The 19,480-nt window shown below is 67.1% G+C and carries 22 protein-coding genes; 4 read left to right on the forward strand and 18 right to left on the reverse strand.

Annotated features, from left to right (window positions below):
• Position 1 precedes the first annotated feature (1 nt).
• The 10 genes from QPK32_RS02095 to QPK32_RS02140 form a co-directional block, all read right to left on the reverse strand.
• On the reverse strand, positions 2–1,078 hold the full coding sequence (locus QPK32_RS02095; RefSeq protein WP_290411120.1) for a class I SAM-dependent methyltransferase: 1,077 nt from the start codon (positions 1,076–1,078) through the stop codon (positions 2–4).
• Positions 1,072–2,790: an AMP-binding protein gene (locus QPK32_RS02100; RefSeq protein WP_290411121.1), complete on the reverse strand. Its 1,719-nt coding sequence runs from the start codon at positions 2,788–2,790 to the stop codon at positions 1,072–1,074. The genes QPK32_RS02095 and QPK32_RS02100 overlap by 7 nt, the downstream gene beginning before the upstream one ends.
• Complete coding sequence (locus QPK32_RS02105) at positions 2,783–3,328, reverse strand: hypothetical protein (protein ID WP_290411122.1); 546 nt, start codon at positions 3,326–3,328, stop codon at positions 2,783–2,785. Before QPK32_RS02105 ends, QPK32_RS02100 begins: the two co-directional genes overlap by 8 nt.
• Positions 3,329–3,331: 3 nt before the next feature.
• Positions 3,332–3,628: an acyl carrier protein gene (locus QPK32_RS02110; protein WP_290411123.1), complete on the reverse strand. Its 297-nt coding sequence runs from the start codon at positions 3,626–3,628 to the stop codon at positions 3,332–3,334.
• Between the two features lie 9 nt (positions 3,629–3,637).
• A complete protein-coding gene (locus QPK32_RS02115) occupies positions 3,638–3,892 on the reverse strand; it encodes a phosphopantetheine-binding protein (protein ID WP_290411124.1) in 255 nt (84 codons plus the stop codon).
• A complete protein-coding gene (locus QPK32_RS02120) occupies positions 3,885–4,658 on the reverse strand; it encodes a 1-acyl-sn-glycerol-3-phosphate acyltransferase (protein ID WP_290411125.1) in 774 nt (257 codons plus the stop codon). The genes QPK32_RS02115 and QPK32_RS02120 overlap by 8 nt, the downstream gene beginning before the upstream one ends.
• Positions 4,651–5,385 (reverse strand): beta-ketoacyl synthase chain length factor, encoded by a 735-nt coding sequence (locus QPK32_RS02125; protein WP_290411126.1) that lies wholly within the window; start codon positions 5,383–5,385, stop codon positions 4,651–4,653. The genes QPK32_RS02120 and QPK32_RS02125 overlap by 8 nt, the downstream gene beginning before the upstream one ends.
• Positions 5,386–5,769: 384 nt before the next feature.
• Positions 5,770–6,189, reverse strand: coding sequence for a thioesterase family protein (locus tag QPK32_RS02130; RefSeq protein WP_290411127.1), 420 nt, complete (start codon positions 6,187–6,189; stop codon positions 5,770–5,772).
• 44 nt (positions 6,190–6,233) lie between these two features.
• On the reverse strand, positions 6,234–6,983 hold the full coding sequence (locus QPK32_RS02135; RefSeq protein ID WP_290411128.1) for an alpha/beta fold hydrolase: 750 nt from the start codon (positions 6,981–6,983) through the stop codon (positions 6,234–6,236).
• A gap of 18 nt (positions 6,984–7,001) precedes the next feature.
• Entirely contained in the window at positions 7,002–7,778 is a 777-nt protein-coding gene (locus QPK32_RS02140; RefSeq protein ID WP_290411129.1) for an SDR family oxidoreductase, read from the reverse strand.
• 190 nt (positions 7,779–7,968) lie between these two features.
• Between QPK32_RS02140 and QPK32_RS02145 the strand changes: the two genes are divergently transcribed.
• Positions 7,969–9,645 carry an electron transfer flavoprotein-ubiquinone oxidoreductase gene (locus QPK32_RS02145; protein WP_290411130.1) on the forward strand — a complete coding sequence of 559 codons (1,677 nt, stop codon included), beginning with the start codon at positions 7,969–7,971 and terminating at the stop codon, positions 9,643–9,645.
• Positions 9,646–9,696: 51 nt separating this feature from the next.
• Here QPK32_RS02145 and QPK32_RS02150 read toward each other — a convergent pair whose 3' ends face one another.
• The 8 genes from QPK32_RS02150 to QPK32_RS02185 form a co-directional block, all read right to left on the reverse strand.
• A complete protein-coding gene (locus QPK32_RS02150) occupies positions 9,697–11,802 on the reverse strand; it encodes a bifunctional diguanylate cyclase/phosphodiesterase (RefSeq protein ID WP_290411131.1) in 2,106 nt (701 codons plus the stop codon).
• Between the two features lie 107 nt (positions 11,803–11,909).
• Positions 11,910–12,581 carry an amino acid ABC transporter permease gene (locus tag QPK32_RS02155; protein WP_290411132.1) on the reverse strand — a complete coding sequence of 224 codons (672 nt, stop codon included), beginning with the start codon at positions 12,579–12,581 and terminating at the stop codon, positions 11,910–11,912.
• Between the two features lie 16 nt (positions 12,582–12,597).
• Positions 12,598–13,410: a cystine ABC transporter substrate-binding protein gene (locus tag QPK32_RS02160; protein WP_374046684.1), complete on the reverse strand. Its 813-nt coding sequence runs from the start codon at positions 13,408–13,410 to the stop codon at positions 12,598–12,600.
• A gap of 106 nt (positions 13,411–13,516) precedes the next feature.
• Positions 13,517–13,951 carry a hypothetical protein gene (locus QPK32_RS02165; protein ID WP_290411133.1) on the reverse strand — a complete coding sequence of 145 codons (435 nt, stop codon included), beginning with the start codon at positions 13,949–13,951 and terminating at the stop codon, positions 13,517–13,519.
• Positions 13,952–14,020: 69 nt separating this feature from the next.
• Complete coding sequence (locus tag QPK32_RS02170) at positions 14,021–14,485, reverse strand: metallophosphoesterase family protein (RefSeq protein WP_290411390.1); 465 nt, start codon at positions 14,483–14,485, stop codon at positions 14,021–14,023.
• A 5-nt stretch (positions 14,486–14,490) separates the two neighbouring features.
• Entirely contained in the window at positions 14,491–14,763 is a 273-nt protein-coding gene (locus QPK32_RS02175) for a DUF378 domain-containing protein (RefSeq protein ID WP_308632413.1), read from the reverse strand.
• Between the two features lie 149 nt (positions 14,764–14,912).
• A complete protein-coding gene (locus tag QPK32_RS02180; RefSeq protein ID WP_290411135.1) occupies positions 14,913–15,554 on the reverse strand; it encodes a DUF882 domain-containing protein in 642 nt (213 codons plus the stop codon).
• A 231-nt stretch (positions 15,555–15,785) separates the two neighbouring features.
• Positions 15,786–16,313 carry a GNAT family N-acetyltransferase gene (locus QPK32_RS02185; RefSeq protein ID WP_290411136.1) on the reverse strand — a complete coding sequence of 176 codons (528 nt, stop codon included), beginning with the start codon at positions 16,311–16,313 and terminating at the stop codon, positions 15,786–15,788.
• Positions 16,314–16,510: 197 nt separating this feature from the next.
• Between QPK32_RS02185 and QPK32_RS02190 the strand changes: the two genes are divergently transcribed.
• From QPK32_RS02190 to QPK32_RS02200, 3 genes are all read left to right on the forward strand, one after another.
• The gene (locus QPK32_RS02190; RefSeq protein ID WP_290411137.1) at positions 16,511–17,527 is read left to right on the forward strand and encodes a sulfate ABC transporter substrate-binding protein; all 1,017 of its coding nucleotides are present in this window, start codon (positions 16,511–16,513) and stop codon (positions 17,525–17,527) included.
• 372 nt (positions 17,528–17,899) lie between these two features.
• Complete coding sequence (locus QPK32_RS02195; protein WP_290411138.1) at positions 17,900–18,817, forward strand: serine hydrolase; 918 nt, start codon at positions 17,900–17,902, stop codon at positions 18,815–18,817.
• Between the two features lie 92 nt (positions 18,818–18,909).
• Positions 18,910–19,437 (forward strand): DUF2939 domain-containing protein, encoded by a 528-nt coding sequence (locus QPK32_RS02200; protein WP_290411139.1) that lies wholly within the window; start codon positions 18,910–18,912, stop codon positions 19,435–19,437.
• The last annotated feature ends 43 nt before the right edge of the window (positions 19,438–19,480 follow it).

The raw sequence follows: 19,480 nt of genomic DNA on the forward strand, positions 1-19,480 counted from the left end.
ATCAGTCGGCCCGGGCGAAGCGCAGCAGCGAATGACAGTAGCCGATGCCGTCGCGCGCCGTCAGCAGTTCCAGCCCGGCGGCGCGCGCCAGGCGGATATAGTCGGCGCTTTCGTACACCTTGCTGTTGCCGCTGGCGAGGTTGTTGAAATACGGCGAAGTATTGATCAGGCAGTAGGAGGCGATGTCGTAGCGCTGGCGGTCCCAGAACGTGTCCATGACCAGCACCTGGCCGCGCGGCGCCAGCGCCGCGGCCACGCGCCGGAAGATGCTGGCGATGGCCTGCTCCGAGAAGCAGCTGAGGAACTGGCTCATCCAGACCAGGTCCATCCCGCCCGGCAGTGCGGCCGCATCGTCCAGCAGGTCGGTCGGATGCAGCACGACACGCTCGCGCAGCCCCGCCTCGCGCAGGTTCGTCTCCAGCACCGCGAGCTGGCCCGGCAGGTCGACGGCATGCAGCTCGACCGCCGCGTCGGCGGCCAGCGCCGCCAGCGAGAACTTGCCCGTGTTGGCGCCGATATCCATCACGCGCCGCGGCGCCGTTGCGAACACGTCCGGCATGATCGCAGGGAACGACGTATCGGAATAATAGTGGTCGAAGGCCAGCCAGCTGTTGCGCGCCGGCTCCGGCAGCTGCGCCAGCCCTTCGTACAGCGTCGGCCAGTCGCCGAACACCTTCAGGCCCAGCGGTTTCTCGGCGTCCAGCGTCTGTTCGAGCCCGAACAGGGCCTGGTAGCAGACGTCGTGGTTAAAGTCGATGTTCACCTGCGTGATGCTGTCCGTGAGGATGCAGAAACCCGTCTTGTCCAGCACGTAGTTGCCCTCGTCCAGGTAGACGACGCCGGCCGACAGGCAGGTTTCCAGCACGACCTTGAGCACGTAGGAGCTCCAGCGACCTTCCTCGGCCAGCGAGTCGACCGAGCGGCCGGTGTCGCCCGCATCGGCGATGGCCTGCAGGATGCCGCGCTTCCACGCATAGCGCACGCACTGGAACACGACCGGGCCGAAGGCAATCTTCTGGGCTTCGAAACGGGCGTCGAAGGCGCTCTGGCGCGGCGGAGAGAATTTTTTGTTCAGCATGCTTGATCGGGTCCGAACAGGATGCGCCCGCTCGCGTGGGCGCCGGCCTCGGAAAAGTAACGGAATTGGAGCTGGCCCTTGACCGTGTCGCGCACCAGCTCGAGCCGCACCGGCTGGCCGGGACGGATCATCTGCTGGAATTTCAAAGCCTGGATGCCCGCGAAGGTCCCGTTGGGCCCCACGTGGATGGCGCCGTAATGAATCGCCCAGTCGACCTGCACGACGCCCGGCAGCACGGGCGCCTGCGCGAAGTGGCCGTCGAAGTACAGCAGGTCGGCCGGCACGGTCAGCTCCAGCAGCGCGCGCGCCGGCTCCGCTTCCAGCAGGCGCACGGCCGGATGGCGCGGGCGTTCCGCCGGGGCGCCGTCCAGCAGCGCCAGCAACTGCGCCGCCGTGGTCTTGCCCTGGGCATTCACGGGCAGGCTGTCGAGATAGCGCCAGCGGCGCGGCAGCGCCACCGCCTCGAACGCCGGCGCCAGCTGCGCGCGCAGGCGCCCATTCAGCGCCGCCTTGCCGTCCCACTCCAGTACTGCGCCCCCGGCGTCGGACGGCACGACGAAGGCAGCGAGCAGCTGGCGCGTCTGATCCTTTCCCGGGCACGCCAGCACGCGCACCGCGCGCACCAGGCCGCCATCCAGCAGCGCCGCCTCTACGGCATCGAGGGACACGCGTTTTTCCTCGATCTTGACGACGCGGTCGGCGCGGCCGCGCAGCAGGAAGCGGCCGCCACCCAGGTTGCCGACGCGGTCGGCGAGGCCGGTCCAGCCGGCGCCAGCCTGCGTCGAGCGTACGGACAGCTGTCCCTCGTCATCGGCACGCCAGGCAACGCCCGGCAGCGGCGTCCAGCCCTCGTCCGCGCCGTCCGTGCGGCGGCGCCAGGCCACGCCGCCCGTCTCCGAGCTGCCGTAGACCTCGATCGGCACCGTACCGAGCAGCGCAGCCGCGTGGCGGCCGGCCTCCGCCTCCAGCATGCCGCCGGACGAAAACACGGCCCGCAGCTGCGCGGCGGCGCTGCGCCAGTCCAGGTGTCCGGGCAGGCGCCTCAGGTGTGCCGGGCTGGCCAGCAGCACGCAGGGGCGCGCGGCCAGCGCCGGCGCCAGGGTCTCGGGGAATTCATGGCGTTCGGCATGCAGCGCGCGGCCCGCCGCGAGCGGCCACAGAACGCGGAACAGCAGACCGTAGATGTGCTGGTGCGAGACGGTGGCCAGTACCTCGGCGCCATCGAGGAGCACGCCGAACTGGGCTTCCAGCATAGCGACCTCGCCGGTCAGCTGTTCCAGCCGCTTCGGGATCGGCACGGGAGCGCCCGTGCTGCCCGACGTGAACACGACGAGCGCGTCGAAGTCCGGCGCGGGCGCGGTCCAGGGCACGCCGTCGTCGTCGCCGGCAGCGGCCAGTTGCGGCGCCACGTGCGCGGGGAACTGGCCCCAGAACGCGTCGACCTCGCCGGCCAGCGCGGCACAGGTGGCCGGCAAGGCATCGGCGGCCAGCCAGACGGTCTTGCCGGCCAGCCAGGCGCCGGCCAGCGCGGCGGCGAATTCGAGGCTGTCCTCGTGGTACAAGGCGATCCGGCGCCCGGCGCCGCGGCGGCCGAGCGTCGCCCAGGCGCGGATCCGCGCCAGCAGCTCGGCATGGCGTACCGGCTCGCCGCCGCGCCGGCCGGCCAGCGCGCCGGGCGCGCGCGCAGCGAGACGATCGAAGAAATCAAGCATGATGCAGCCGTTTGAAACGCATGCGCAGCAGGTATTCAGCGCCGAACATCAGGCCCATCAGCCCGTACGAGATGACACCCGTGTACAGCGACCACACGGCTTCGGGGGCGAACAGCGCGGTGCCCAGGGCGATCGCGCCGTTGACGAGGAAGAACACGCACCAGGCCTGGGTCACCCGCCGCGTGTAGCCCACGGCGGCAGCCGGCAGGTCCGGTTCGCGCAAGCGCGCCAGCCGTTCCACCATCGAGGGACCGGACACCAGGCTGGCCCCGAAGGCCGCCAGCAGCGCGCCGTTGACGAGCACCGGGTACAGCTTGAGCGGCAGCACCGCGTTGGCCGCAATGGCGACGCCGGCCAGGGCCAGTGCGGCCAACGCCGCCCAGCGTGCGGACGCGCTCAGGCTGAATGCGGGCAGGCGCGTGGCCGCGGCCAGCAACAGCAGGCAGGCGAGCCAGCGCGGCTCGATCGCGCCATTGCCGAGCCAGATCGCCAGCGGATACACGAGCGTCAGCGCGCCGGCCAGGACGTTCCACGCCACCGGTCAAGCCGCCTGCGCTTCCGCCTGGGCTTCCGGCTGGGCCTGGCCGAGGTCGACCAGCGCGTCGACGACGTCGCCGATCGTGCGGATGGTCTTGAAGACTTCCGGCTGCAGGCGCTTGCCCGTCATCTGCTTGAGCTTCACGGCCAGGTCGACGGCATCGATGCTGTCGATGTCCAGGTCGGCATACAGGTTCGACGCGGGGGTCAGCGCCGCGCGATCGAGCTCGAACATCTCGGCCAGCAAATCAGCGACCCAGGCAAACAATTCGTCGCGGTTCATCTCGTTCAGGGCTACCATGGCCTTCTCCTACTTCTTGCGGTGGGTTTCAATCATCGATGCGAGCGCGCGCACCGAGGCAAAATGGCGCCGGGTTTCCTGCGCTTCGGGCGGCAGCGTGATGCCGTAGCGCTTCTGCAGCGCCACGCCGATTTCCAGGGCGTCGATCGAATCGAGGCCGAGTCCTTCGACGAACAGCGGCGCGTCGCTGTCGATGTCGGCAGGGGCGATGTCCTCGAGCTGGAGCACGTCGACGATCAGTTCCTTCACTTGCTGTTCAAGCATGTTGCTGGCCTTCTTCCATAAAATAATGTTGCAAGTATTGAGTGAGGCGGCGCGCGGCCAGCACGTCGGTGACGTCCGGACCGAGGAAGCGCTCGGGACCGATGTCGTCCATGACTTCGATGCAAAACGCGGCCTGGCGCGGCGGCACGTGCCACCATTTGTCGCCCTTCCCCAACGTGAGCGGCTCGCACGAGATGCGCACCGGCGTAACGGCGCGCTCGCCGCGCACCGCCACGTTGGCGGCGCCGCGCTTGAGTTCCATGCTGCCGTCGCGTGGCGTGCGCGTCCCTTCAGGGAAGATGATCAGGTTGCCGCCGGCGCGCAGCGAGGCGATGCAGTCGTCGACCAGTTTCGGCCCGCGGTCGTTGCAGATGTAGCCGGCGGCACGCACCGGGCCGCGCGTGAACGGGTTGTTCCACAGGCCGCCCTTGACGATGCAGTCGGCGTTGCGCACGAACGCCATCAGGAACACGGTGTCGATCAGGGTCGGGTGGTTCGCGAGGATCAGCTGGCCCTCGCGCGCCAGCTTGTCCAGGCCGCGCACTTCATAGCGCAGCACGCCGAGCAGGCGCATGGTGCCCACGAAGGCGCGAAAACTCAGGCGCACCGTGGCGCGCGCGGCGCGCACGCGCGCCTCGGGATCGGAGACGCACAGCGTCAGCAGGGGAAAGACCAGCACACGCAGCAGCAGACCGCCCAGGCCGAACAAGGCGAAACTCAAGCCGGTCGCGAGCACGCGCCAACCACGACCGAGCGCGTCAAGCATCGCGGCTCCAGGTCCAGCGCTGCTGCGCCGCGTGGCGCACCAGGACCGCGTCGGCCCCCAACTGGAAACGCAGCACCTCGAGCGCACCCGGCATGCGCGGCGCGGCGGCGCCGGGCGCTTCGACCCGCCACGACAGGCGCAGCGGCTCCGCGCCGGCGGGCACCAGCGCCCACGCGAAGGCATAGGGCTGCTCGTCGCAATCCTGGAACTGCGCATAGGCGTCCGGCAAGGGCATGTCGCACGCCACCACCAGCACCATCGACGCGCCATCGTTCAGCAGGCCGCACGCCTCGATAACGGCATGTTCCAGCGTCGCGGTGCCAGCGGCCAGAGCGACGTGGTTGGCGCGATCGGCGCGCGCGATCGAAAACAGGCCGGCGCTAGCATTGTGCACGGACAGTCCGAATGCGGTCGGGGACAGCGGTTCGCCGCGTGCCAGGTCGTCCAGCAGGTCGAGCGAGCGCGCCACTTCGCCGTGGCGCGAGCAGAAGACGGTCGGCACGCCGGCATCCTCTCCCAGGCACTGGTAAGCCACCTCGAGCGCCATTCGGCCGAGGAAGCCGGCACGGCGGCGCAGCATTGCCGGCATGGCCGCAACCTTCGGTTCGTCGTCGCCGTCGAAGCGCCACGGCTCGCGCGCCCACGCGGCCCAGCGCTCGGACGAGGCCATGCCGGGTGCCCAGGCTGCATGGCGGGCGATGGAAAAGACGACCTCGTTGTCAGACATAAATCACAGCAAAGATGAGAGGTGGCGCAACCGTGCGACGCGCAAAACTGGTAAATATTATAATCGTCGGATTTCCCTGCGGGAACAACTTTCCGTATTCACACGCGGTTTTGCAACATGCAATGCGCATGAATGACACGCGAGGACGACACCCGCTGCACGCGCGTGCAACGCGAACTCATGACTTGGGGAATGTGCCAAAGGCGAGCGAGTCGGACGGATTACCGCAGGTTGGCGCCTGTTATTGACGGTTGCGATATTGCCATATCGCAAGGCACCAAAAGCTCACCAAATGTCACAATGGCTTGCAGATGTTGCTGTTTGTGGCTGTGCAACGACAGCGATGAGATGGGACGGCGTGCCGTCCCGTACTGCAGTATGGCGTCAGCTCCCGGCCAACAAGGCCCTGAACCCCTCCGGCAACGGCACCGACTTCTCCGCCGCAAAATTCACCCACACGACCTTGGCGCCGCCTTCGGCATGCACGACCTCGGCCTTGCCTTCCGCATCGACGAGGCGCATCTCGTGCGTGATCTCGACGCTCGAGCGGCCCGGCGTGCCGGCAAAGGTGCGCACCTCGATGTCGCCCGGATAGGTCAGCTGCTTCATGAAGTTGCAGTAGGCGGTGACGATCACCGGGCCTTCGCCCTTCGGATCGATGCTGCCCTGCGCTTCTTCCAGGAAGGCGATGCGGGCGCTTTCCATGTAACGGAAATAGACGGTGTTGTTGACGTGTCCCAGCGCATCCATGTCTCCCCAGCGGATGGCCTGACGCATCGTGTGAACCAGTTTCTTGTCGCTCATTATTGTTAATCGCTTCGATTGCAATGCTTCGTTGAAAAAATCGTTCAGGCCGGGTTCCCCTCGGCCAGGATCCGCGCGACGATGGCGCAGAAACCGACCGGGTCCTCCAGCATCATCATGTGGCCCGTCTTCGGCTGGATGTGGATGCTGCGCGCCGCCGTCATCACCCATTCGGGAATGTCCCAGCCGGCCGCCGACTGCTCGCCGCCGACCAGCCACAGGGGCGTGCCGCGCAGCAGCACGCGCCGCACCAGTTCGAGGTAGTCCGCCACGCCGGTCACGTCCAGCACCGATTGCGCGAGCCGCTGCAGCGTCGTATAGGGCTGGTTGGCGAGCATCTCGCGCGCGAAGGCGATGTGCTCGTCGCTGGCCTCGATGCCCATCCGTTCCAGCCAGGCGGCGGGCGCGTCTTCCATGGCGCCATACTCGGCCGCCCATTCCGCGTCCGGCAACGCGGCGATACGGCCGCACCAGAAGGCGTCCTTCAGCGTGAAGTTGCCCTCGACGTCGACGATGCCGCGCACGAGGTCCGGCGCCAGGTCGGCCACCAGCCATGCGAGCGCACCACCCACGCTGTGGCCGAGCAGCCAGGCCGGTTGCCGGACCTCGTCGCGCAGGTAGGCGGCCAGCGCGCGCGCCTGGGACGGCAGGTCGATGCCCTCCTCCTGGCTGCGCAGGCGGCCGTAGCCGGCCAGGTCGGGCACGCGCACGTCCACGCCCGGCAGCAGGCGCTGCGGTTCGATCGGGGCGAAGGCGTTGAACAGGCCGTGGACGACGACGAGTGGATCGTTCATTGCGCGCTCATTGCAAACTCATTGCGCCGTCATGCCGTCGTCGGCCGTGATGATGGCGCCGTTGATGAAGTGGGCCTCTTCCGCCGCGAGGAGCAGCAGCAGGCCGTCCAGGTCTTCCGGGCGGCCGGTGCGGCGGCGCGGCAGCATGTCGATCAGGCGCTTGCCCTGCTCGGTCTCGAAATAATCCTCGTTCATCTCGGTAGCGATATAGCCTGGGCAGATGGCGTTGACGTTGATGCCGTAGCGGCCCCATTCGACGGCCATGGCCTTGGTCATCTGCACGACGCCCGCCTTGCTCATGCAGTAGACGCCGATCTGCGGCAGCACGCGCAGGCCCGCCACCGAGGCGATGTTGACGATGCGGTGCTGCTTGCGCGGGTCGCCCTTGGCGCGCTGGATCATGCGCTTGGCCGTCTGCTGGGCCATGAAGAAGGCGCCGCGCAGGTTGGTGTCCATGATGTAGCCGTAGTCGTCCTCGCTCACGTCGAGCAGGCGCTGGGTGTTCTGCACCCCGGAATTGTTGACCAGGATGTCGATCGGGCCCGCTTCCGTTTCCGCGTGGGCGATGGCGGCCTTGATGCTGGCAAGGTCGGTGACGTCGAGCGAGACGACGTGGGCGGCGCCGCCGTCGGCTTCGATCTCGGCGCGCAACTCCTTCAGGCGTTCGAGCCGGCGCGACGCCAGCACGACCTGGGCGCCGGCGCCGGCCAGCGCCTTGGCGAAACGCGCGCCCAGCCCGCTGGATGCCCCCGTGACCATCGCGATCTTGCCTTCGAAGTTGACTTCAATACCCACTTTACGATCCTCCGCGCGGACGAGCCCGAACTATATTCTGTTGCGAAGACATAATGATTACATACTTCACCAAATTCGCGCTGTTTAGATTGCCGCATCTAATACTTGCCCTACAATGGCGCACGCCGTTGCCAAGCAACGCAAAAAAGTGCACACTCGTGCTTAAATTTTTTTGACACCAATTAGAACAATGACACAGACCAACAGCATCCTCGAACAGTACGGCCCCCGCGAGGCAATGGAGTACGACGTGGTCGTCGTGGGCGGCGGTCCCGCCGGCCTGGCAGCGGCCATCCGCCTGAAGCAGCTGGCCACGGAGCAAGGCCGCGAGGTATCGGTCTGCGTGCTCGAAAAAGGCGGCGAACTGGGCGCGCACATCCTGTCCGGCGCCGTCATGGACCCGATCGCGCTGGACGAACTGTTCCCGAACTGGAAGGAACTGGGCGCGCCGCTGAACACCCCGGTCACCGAAGACCGCGTGCTGTTCCTCACCGAGACCAAGTCCTACGCCACGCCCTCGTTCATGGTGCCCAAGGCGCTGACCAACCACGGCAACTACGTGATCTCGCTGGCCAACGTCGTGCGCTGGCTGGGCCAGCAGGCGGAAGCGCTGGGCGTCGAGATCTTCCCGGGCTTCCCGGCCGCCGAGATCCTGTACAACGAGGACGGTTCCGTGAAGGGCGTCGCCACCGGCAACATGGGCATCAACCGCCACGGCGAGCCGACCGACGCGTTCCAGCTGGGCATGGAGCTGCACGCCAAGTACACGCTGTTCGCCGAAGGCTCGCGCGGCCACCTGGGCAAGCAGCTGATCGCCAAGTTCGGCCTGGACAAGGGCCGCGACCCGCAGGTCTACGGCATCGGCATCAAGGAGCTGTGGGAGATCGACCCGGCCAAGCACCAGCCGGGCCTCGTCGTGCACACGGCCGGCTGGCCGCTGGATTCCTCCACCTACGGCGGTTCCTTCCTGTACCACCTGGAGAACAACCAGGTCGCCGTCGGCTTCGTCGTCGGCCTCTCGTACCAGAACCCCTACCTGTCGCCGTACGAGGAATTCCAGCGCTATAAGACGCATCCGAGCATCCGCGGCTTCTTCGAAGGCGGCAAGCGCATCTCCTACGGCGCGCGCGCCATCACGGCGGGCGGCCTCCAATCGCTGCCGAAGACCGTGTTCCCGGGCGGCGCCCTGCTCGGCTGCGACGCCGGCTTCCTGAACGTCAGCCGCATCAAGGGCAGCCACGCCGCCATCAAGACCGGCATGCTGGCCGCCGACGCCGCCTTCGCCGCGCTGGGCGAAGGCCGCCAGTTCGACGAACTCTCGGCCTACCCGGCCGCCTTCGAGGGATCGTGGCTGAAGGAAGAGCTGCACGTGGCGCGCAACTTCAAGCCGTGGATGAGCAAGGGCCTGTACCTGGGCACGATCATGACGGGCATCGACCAGATCGTCTTCAAGGGCAAGGCGCCGTGGACGCTGCACCACCAGCACGCCGACCACGAATGCCTGCGCCCGGCCTCCGAGTTCCAGCCGATCGTGTACCCGAAGCCGGACGGCAAGCTGACCTTCGACCGCCTGTCCTCGGTGTTCATCTCGAACACCAACCACGCGGAAGACCAGCCCGTGCACCTGACGCTGAAGAACCCGAGCGTGCCGGTGGAGGTGAACCTGGCCAAGTTCGCGGGCCCCGAGCAGCGCTACTGCCCGGCCGGCGTGTACGAGTTCGTGAAGACGGACGAAGGCAAGGATCGCCTGCAGATCAATGCGCAGAACTGCGTGCACTGCAAGACCTGCGACATCAAGGATCCCACGCAGAACATCGTGTGGGTGACGCCGGAAGGCGGCGGCGGGCCGAATTACCCGAACATGTAAGCGCTGGTCCGTCCACGTTCGTTGAACGCGTGGACGGCCGAGCCGTCCACCCTACGTAGGGTGGACGGGTTTCCCGTCCACGCGTTCAACCGCCATCGCCTCCAGTTCCCCCGCCGTCATCGGCGCCCCGAACACATAGCCCTGCCCGTAGTCGCACCCCGCCTGCACCAGCAGCCGGCGCTGCTCCTCCGTCTCCACTCCTTCCGCCACCACTTCCAGGCCCAGCTTGTGCGCCATGGCTACGATCGCCTCGACCAGCGCCGCCTCGCCGTCGGCCGCGCCGGCGGTCGCGGCGTCGACCTTCACGAAGTCGATCGCGTGGCGCTGCAGGTGCGCCAGCGAGCCGTGGCCGCTGCCGAAGTGGTCCAGCGCCACCTGCAGGCCCAGCGCGCGGTACTGGCGCAGGCGTTCCACGACTCGCTCGGTGCCGTCCAGCAGCACGTTCTCCCCGATCTCGGCGACGATGCTGCGCGGAGGAAGGCCCAGTTCCTGCAGGTAGTCGAACCAGCCCTGGTACAGCGCCGCGTCGCGCCGGAACTGCACGGGCGACTTGTTCACGCTCACCTGGAAGTCGGGCGCGATGCTGCGCTGCCAGGCCTGCACCTGGCGCGCCGCCTCGCGGAACACCCAGTCGCCGATCTCGACGATCAGGCCCGAGCTTTCGGCGAACGGGATGAATTCGGCCGGCTGCAGCAGGCCCCGGCGCGGATGGCGCCAGCGCAGCAGCGCCTCGGCCTTGCGCACGGCGCCGCTGCGGAGCGAGACGATCGGCTGGTACAGGATCTCGAACTGGCCGCCGTCCAGCGCGCGGCGCAAGTCGGCGCCGATGGCCTGGCGGCGCAGCGCGGCCTGTTGCAGGTCCGGGGTGAAATAGCAGTAGCGGTTGCGGCCGCCGTTCTTGGACGCGTACATGGCCTGGTCGGCGCTGGCCAGCAGTTCGCCCAGGTCGTGCGCATCGGCCGGGTACAGCGCGATCCCGACCGACGCCGACACCTCGGCCTGGCCGCAGGGCAGCTCGAACGGCCGCGCGAGCGCGTCGACGATGGCCTGGGCGATGCGGTCGACGTTGCCGACCCGGTCCAGCCCCGCCAGGATGAGCGTGAATTCGTCGCCGCCCAGGCGCGCCAGCGTGTCCGACGCGCGCACGCAGCCCTTGATGCGGCGCGCCGCGTCGGCCAGCAGCACGTCGCCCACCGCGTGGCCGAGGCGGTCGTTGACCTCCTTGAAGCGGTCCAGGTCGATGAACAGCAGCGCCAGGAAGGTGGCATTGCGGTCGGAGCGGTGCATTTCCTGGCGCAGGCGGTCGCGGAACATGTGGCGGTTCGGCAGGCCCGTCAATTCGTCGTAGTTGGCCTGGTGCCAGATGCGCTCGGCCGAGGCGCGTTGGCGCGTGATGTCGGTGACGAGGGCCAGCGTGCCCGTCACGCCCCCGAGCGCGTCGACGATCGGCGTGGTCGCCACGCTGGCCCACAGCACGGCGCCGTCGCTACGGATAAAGGTCAGCTCGGCGCGCGCGCCGATGCCCGCCGCGTGCGAAGGCAGCCGGCGCACGCCGTGGGCGTCGAGGCGGGCCCGCCCCTCCTCGTCCATGAAGTCGGCCAGCGGCCGGCCGAGCAGGTCCTCGATGGCGCAGCCCAGCAGCGCCGCCATGCGCGGATTCACGAAGGCGATGCGACCTTGCGCGTCGGTCTCCCAGATGCCCACGTCGGCGCAGTGGACGATGCGGCGGAAGCGTTCCTCGCTCCTGGCAAGCAGCGCCAGGCGTTCGGCCGGGTCGCCCGGCTCGATGGCGATGCGGCAGGCCTGGCCGCTGCCGTCCGCGTGCGCGGCCAGCGCCACGCTCAGCACCTCCGCGCGCCCCGTCCACGCGAGTTCCAGCGTGCACGGCAGGGGGAGGTGGCTGCCCAGCGCGGCGTGGAAGAAGGCATCGAAGCGCGTCCGGCTGCCGGGCGCCACGAAGTCGCGCAATTGCCGCCCGCTGCCCGAGCGGTCGATGCCCAGCATGCGCGCGGCCGCCACGTTGGCCCGCAGGATGCGGCCGTCGGCGCCGGCCAACAGATGGCCGCCGGGCGCCAGCAGGTGCAGCTCGTCGTAGGGATCCTGCGCGTCGCCCATCCGGTCCGCGGCCCGCCGGCCGGCCTGCACGTCCTTGTCCATTGCGCCTCGCTCGTCGTCGGTGCTGCGTTCGGAAACACGATGCGCCGACGCCCGGGCGCCCGGCAAGCGCCTCGTCGGCCTTGCACGAGGCGCTTGCCGGGCGCGCTCTAATGAGGCTGGTGGGCCCGGTTGAAGCGGCGTTCGGCGCGGCGCTGCAGTGCCTCGAAAGACAGGCTCAGCAACCAGTAGATGATGGCGGCTGCGATGTACAAGGGCAAAGGTTGGAATGTGACCGAGATCAATTCTTTGGTGACTAGCATCAGTTCCGTCATCGTGATCACGGAAACCAGCGACGTATCCTTGATCAGGCTGATCAGCGTATTGCTCATCGCGGGTACGGCGATGCGCAATGCCTGGGGCAGCACGACGTGGCCCAGGGCCTGCGGCCAGGTCAGGCCCAGGCTGAACGCGGCGCGCCACTGCCCCTGGGCGACGCCGAGGACGGCGCCGCGCAGGCTCTCCGACAGGTAGGCGCCGGAATTGAGCGACAAGGCCAGGATGCCGGCCGTGACGGGCGTGAATTCGATGCCCACGCTGGGCAACCCGTAATAGATGACGAATAGCTGCACCAGCAGCGGCGTGCCGCGGAACAGGCTGACGTAGAGCGCCGCCGGCCAGCGCAACGGCGCCCAGGGCACCACGCGCAGCACGGCGGCCGGGAAACCGAGCACCAGGCCGCCGGCCATGGCGGCCACGGCGAAGACCAGCGTATAGCCGGCCCCCTTGAGCATGGTCGGCGCCGCCTCGGCCAGCAGCGCCGTCAATTCATGGACATCCATCGCGGCCGGGAACTCCTCAGGGCGCCCGGCTGGCGTCGCTGCCGAACCACTTGAGCGATACCTGCTTCAGGCTGCCGTCCGCGCGGGCGTCGTCGAGGGCCTTGTCGATGGCGGCCAGCAGCTTCGGATTGCCCTTCTTGATTGCCACGCCCATGCGCTCGACGGCGCCCACGCGCGCGCCGGGGCGGATCGGCAACTGGGAATTCTTCAGCAGGTAGGACACCATCAGGCTGTCGTTCAGCGCGGCGTCGATGCGGCCGAATGCCAGGTCCTGCAGGTTTTCCGGCGCCGCCGGATAGCTCTTCACGTCGATGCCCGCCACGGCCTTGGCCTGCTGCTCGTAGACGCTGCCCTGGCCCACGCCGACCTTCTTCCCTTTGAGGTCGTTCAGGCTGGCGTACTCGTTGCGCTCGTTCTTGCGCACGATGAGTTGCGGCGACGAATACGTATAGGGCTGGGAAAAGTCGAACGCCTGCTGGCGGCGGGGGTTGATGCCGACCTGGCTGACGATTGCGTCGTACTTGCCGGCGCCCAGCCCGGCCAGGATCGCCGCCCATTCGGTGGTGACGAATTCCGGCTTCACGCCCAGCTTGGCGCAGACGAGCTTGGCGACATCGACGTCGTAGCCGGACAGCTGGCCCGTCTTCGCATCCTTGAAGTTGAACGGCGGATAGGTGCCCTCGAGGGCGATGCGCAGCGTGCCGCGGCTCTTGACGGTGTCGAGCAGGTCGGCGGCGTGGACGGGGAACGCCAGGCCAAGTGCCAGCAGGCCGGCGCCGGCCAGCAGGGAGCGACGCTTGCCGCCACGCGTGAGGGATACCATTTGCATGTAGTTCAACACTCCAGTCGAAGACAACACGGATCGAAGACCGCCCCGCACCGGCGCACAGCGCAGCGCAAGGCAGAAGTTGTCACCGAATAATATCAGGAGCGCATCACCAGCGCTGGCGGCCGTGCTTGCCGAAATTGTGGCCCGTGACGATCAGCGAGGTCTCGACGAGGGTGGACAGGCCCAGCAGCAGTTGCACGAGCTTGTCGTTTGGCAAGATCCAGAGTTGCCCGCTGGGCTGCTCGGCGCCGGTGGCGGCCATGATCAGGGGGGCGACCCAGCTCGCGTCCGGCTCGACGTCGAGGATCACGGCATCGTCCAGCGTCTGCATGTAGATGTCGCCGCCCACGGCCAGCTGGAAGCGCACGCCGACGCCCGTTTCCTGGGGCCGCACCAGTTCCTGCATCGTGCGGTTGTGCTCCTCGATCCAGAGTTCCACGTCCTGCGGCGTTTCCAGCGGGGTCCAGGGGACGGGACGGAAGCGTGGACGTTCGCCGTCGCGCGTGGTGGAGTTCGAGTCGGGCTTGGCGTCTTGCGTCATAGGTAAAGGGGTGCGGGAGTGAATGAGACGGCGCGTATGCTACGGCATTTTGGCGCACTCGGCCATGCCTCAGGTCGCCGGCACCAGGGTCACGAGCCGTGCCTCGACGCGGCCGGCGTCGACCAGCAGTTCGCCCGCCGCGATCGGCAGGCTGAAGCGGCGCTTGCCGGCGCTGCCCGGATTCACGTAGAGCACGCCGTCGCGCTCGGTGCAGGACGGCCGGTGCGAATGGCCGGACACGACCACGCGCACGCCGGCCGCGCGCGGCTCGATCGTCAGCGCCTTCAAGTCGTGGATCGCCAGCAGGCGCACGCCGCCGACGTCCAGCGTGTCCGTCTCGGGCAAGGCATCGGCCCAGGCGGCCGTGTCGTTGTTGCCGCGGACCACGGTCAACGGCGCGATCTGCGCCAGGCGCGCCAGGATCTCCTGGCCGCCGATGTCGCCGCCGTGGACAATGTGGTCGCTGCCGGCCAGGAAGTCGAGCGCTTCCGGACGCAGCAGGCCGTGGGTATCGGAGACGAGGCCGATGCGCAGCCGCGTCAATGCCTGCGGCCCATCTTCATCGCCGTCCAGATCGAATACAGGGCGGAGATGCCGACCAGCACGTAGATCAGGCGGGTCGCCGGGCTGCCGGCGCCGAACAGCGTGGCGACGACGTCGACATCGAACAGGCCGACCATGGCCCAGTTCAAGCCGCCGACGATCAGCAGCGCCATGGCGATATAGTCGACTGCCGACATCGATGTCGTGCCTTCGCGCACGGCAGCGCGCCGTTCCGGCAGGTGCCGGCGTTCCATCGTGGGTGCGTTCATGGTTGCCATCATGTCCTCCGTGGAAGGTTACGGGTCAGTGAACGGGGCGAACCGGAACCGCGGTCCGCCGGCCGTCACGTAAAGATAGCAAAAACGCGGGGAGGCGCGCGCCGCCATGGGACGGCGCCGGCCCCTTTCCCCTTTTCCGCTCAGCCTTGCCAGGTACGGTTCAATCCCGTATCCGCATGGATCCAGCCGCCCTTCGGACCGGAACGGTAATAGAAGCCGACGCCGCCCTTGCGGAAGCTCTTCACCAGGCCGCCCAGCACTTCCTCGGTCAGGCCGGCGATGCGCACGTCGGCCGCCTTGCCGGACATGTGCAGCGACTGGCGCGCAGCCGGCACGCCCTGCTCGCGCAGGCGGGCATTCGAGGCCGGCGTGCGGTAGCCGGACAGGATCTCGAGCGGATGCTCCAGGCCGTAGCGGGCCACGAAGGCTTGCGACGCCCACAGCGTCTCGAACAGCTTCGGATCGATGGGGATCGACGCCTTGCCGTTCACGTCGCGCAGGATGTGGCACAGCTCCTGGTAGGCCGAATCGATGATCTCGCCGTCCTTCCAGTACAGCACCTTGGTACGCTCGCCGCTGGCCGGACGGATGACGGACAGCGTGCGCGGCTTGACCCAGAAGTCGAGGTCGACCACCTGGGCGTCGAACAGATCGGGAGGCGGTTCCAGCTCGGTGCTGGACTGGGCTGCGGCGCGGGCGCGCGCATCGAGCAGCGGCACGGCGACCAGCCCGGCGGCGGTCAGACGCAAGCCCTTGTGAAGGAAATCTCTACGGGAAGCCATAAGTTACTCATCGTTGCAACCTGCTTACTATAACGCAAGCAATAACAGGAAAAAAGATGAGCACACATTACAGATGCGCGCGACAGCGGTCCGCACAACAGAGGCTGCCGCAAAAGGTGCAGGGCAAGGCGCGGCGCTGAAGACAGTGCGAGTGCACGGCGAGGCGCCGCAACGCTGCCATGCGCCTTTTGCGACAGCCTGAATAGCGCGGAACCGCGAACGATGCGCGGGTCAGCCAGTGCACTTGCAAAAGCGTTTATTGGCGGGCGCCGCGCAGGCATCGACCTGCTTCCAGAGGAAATCGCATTCCATGCCGAAGCAGGCCTTGTCCTTGCCCGCATTGATATAGCCGAGGCGTTCGAAGAAGGGGCTGGAGGAACTGGGCGCGTGCATATGCAGCTTGCTGATGTTCCAGGCGCGCGCCTGGGCCTCGACGGCATCCAGCAGCAGGCGGCCGACGCCGTTCTTGACCTGGTCCGGGCGCACGTAGCACAGCGCCAGCTTGCCGGCCTGGTTCACGAGCGCGAGGCCCACCAGTTCGCGCCCTTCGCCATCGCCCATCTCGGCCACGACGGCGTAGTTCGCGGGCGAGGAAAACCAGCCCAGGACGTTCTGCGGGGTCTTGTTGCCGAGCCAGGCCTGCAGGATCTCGGGCCGGCCGCCGTGGTCTTGCTCGCAACCTTCCTCGATCGAGCGGCGCAGCAGCGTGCACGCGTCGGTTGCGTCGGAAGGTCGTGCCTGGCGAATGTCGATACCCATGATCTAGCGCTGGAAAAACGTCGATGCAATAAGAAAGCCGTGCGAAGGCCGGACTATAACGCAATCCCGGGATCTCTGCTGTCCAGGTATGCATTCCGGATTTGGTTGTAAGCATATGATGAAAATGTACTTTTGTTTTGCCATTTATTAACGGATCATGCCCCCGTTACCATTGCACCTCCCCGAGGAAGAACAACATGACCCCGACCACCTCCCCGCTGCGCCGCCTGCTGCTGGCGCTGGCCCTGGGCAGCGCCATCCTGCCGGCCGTGCAGGCGCGCGCCGCCCAGACCGAGCTGCTGAACGTGTCCTACGACGTGGCACGCGAGCTGTACAAGGATGCCAACCCCGCCTTCATCGCCGAATGGAAGAAGACGACCGGCGAGGACATCGTCATCAAGCAGTCGCACGGCGGCTCCAGCAAGCAGGCGCGCGCCGTCGCCGACGGCCTGCAGGCCTCGGTCGTGACGATGAACCAGGCCAACGACATCGACATGCTGGCCGACCGCGGTCTCGTCGCCAAGGACTGGGCCAAGAAGTTCCCGAACAACGCGGCGCCCTATTACTCGACCATGGTGTTCCTGGTCCGCAAGGGCAATCCGAAGCAGATCCGCGACTGGGCCGACCTGGCCAAGCCGGGCGTGAAGGTCGTGATCCCGAATCCGAAGACCGCCGGCAACGGCCGCTACACCTACCTGGCCGCCTGGGGCGCCGTCGTCAAGAAGGGCGGCACCGAAGCGCAGGCGCGCGACCTGGTCGGCCGCATCTTCAAGAACGTGCCCGTGCTGGACGGCGGCGGCCGCGCGGCCACCACGACCTTCACCCAGCGCCAGATCGGCGACGCCCTCGTCACCTTCGAAAACGAAGTGAACCTGGTGCGTGCCGAATTCGGCAACGACTTCGAGGTCGTCTACCCGAGCATTTCCGTGCTGGCCGAATCGCCGGTGGCCGTCGTCGACAAGGTCGTGGACCGCAACGGTACCCGCAAGCAGGCCACCGCCTACCTGAACTTCCTGTATTCGGAAACGGGCCAGGCGATCGGCGCCAAGCACTATATGCGCGTGCGCAACGAGAAAGTGATGAAGCAGTTCGCCGCCAACTACAAACCGATCCAGCTGTTTACCGTCGACGACGTGTTCGGCGGCTGGCGCGCGGCGCAGAAACGCCACTTCGACGATGGCGGCGAATTCGACAAGATCTACCAGTCGAAATAATCCCGATAAATACTCGGCAAGGAATTGGCTGGATAGATATACAGTTCCGGCACCGATAAAGCATTTTATGCTGTACAAATATACAGCCGGGAACGCAGATAACGATTGCTGAGTGGTTTTTTAACGAACATAAATTGCTCATCAATTAAATTTCCGTTCGAAAATAAGGCCTTGCGACAACGCGAGGCCTTTTTTTCTTGTAGAATCTTGCCGTTGATCTTGATTTCCTTTGAGAGACATTGATATATGTCATTCATTGGCGCAAGACCAATAAAATTTCGCTATTTAGCGCGACGCTAATAGCTGGCTTGACGTTTTGATGCTCCGCCGCCAATCGGCGCCCGACCATTAACCCGTACCTACACGATACCCATGATCAAAAAATTCCTCGCCGCCGTGCTGATGACGCTTTCCAGTGCGGCCGCCCTCGCCGTGCCGTTCGGATCGCAATCGGTGCTGGTGGTGGAAGACGATACCGGCAAGGTGTTGTTCGAAAAGAACGCCGACAATGTCGTGCCCATCGCTTCCCTGACCAAGCTCATGACCGCCATGGTGGTGCTCGACGCCCACCAGGACATGAACGAGATGATCGAAATCGACAAGAGCGACGTCGACATGCTCAAGCACAGCAGCTCGCGCGTCCCGGTCGGCTCGACCATCCCGCGCCGCGACGTGCTGCAGCTGGCACTGATGTCCTCGGACAACCGCGCCGCGGCCGCCCTGGGCCGCACCTATCCGGGCGGCATGCCGGCCTTCACGGCGGCCGTCAAGCGCAAGATCGCCGCGCTGGGCATGCACCAGACCGTGATCGAGGAACCGACCGGCCTCAGCCCGCATAACCGTTCGACCGCCGCCGACCTCGTCAAGATGGCGACCGCCGCCTCGAACTACGCCGAGATCACCCGCATCACCACCTCGTCGGACCACATGGTCAACATCAAGGGCCGCGAGATCGAGTACCACAACACCAACCGCCTGGTCGGCGCCAAGGGCTGGGACATCGGCCTGTCGAAGACCGGCTACACGCAGGAAGCGGGCCGCTGCCTGATCATGCGCATCAAGGCTGCCGGCAAGAACGCGACCTTGGTGCTGCTCAACGCCGGCGCCTCGTCGGTGCGCATGCTGGACGCGCTGAACATCCGCCGCCACGTGCTGGGCGACACCATCCCGACCGCGACGGCCGCCACCAAGGCGCCGCGCATCAAGGCGACCGCCGGCGGCGTGCGCGTCAAGGCCTCGGCCCGCAGCGCGCGCAAGAAGGCCGTGGTACGCCACCGCAAGCACCGCTGATCGGCGCCCAGGCGTCGTCGCGACAAGGCCGGGACGGGCAACCGTTCCGGCTTTTTGTTTATGATGACGGCTTTGCCATTCCCGCTGACTCCATGAAACGCCATCGTCTCCTCGCCATCGGCGCCGTCATCCTGGCCCTGCTGGCCGCCTCCGTCTACGCCAGCCCGTACTGGCAACTGCGCCAGCTGCGCGCCGCCGTCGAGCGCCACGACGCCGATGCCGTCTCGGCCCACGTCGACTTCCCGGCCCTGCGCGACAGCGTCAAGGGCCAGCTGATGGCATCGGTCAGCAAGGATCTGGCGGCCGATACGAGCACGAACCCGCTGGCGGGCCTGGGCAAGTCGCTGGCCCTCGCCTTCCTGAATCCGATGGTCGACGCGCTGGTGTCGCCGGCGGGCGTCATCGCAATGATGGAAAACGGCAAGGTCAACCTGGCCAAGCGCCGCGGGGCGGACGATGCGCAGCCGCAGCGCGACGAACACGGCAAGCCGGAATACGCTGCGGCCTACCGCGGCTGGAACCGGTTCGCGCTGACGTGGAAGGGGTCGGAAGGCGGCCTCGTCTTCACGCGCCACGGGCTGTGGGGCTGGAAACTGTCGGCGATCGAACTGGGGCGCTAACGCGTCGCCCCGGCGCAGCCGGGGCACAAGCTCATCGCTCGGC

Source organism: Massilia sp. YIM B02763 (assembly GCF_030412015.1).
Classification (GTDB): domain Bacteria; phylum Pseudomonadota; class Gammaproteobacteria; order Burkholderiales; family Burkholderiaceae_D; genus Telluria.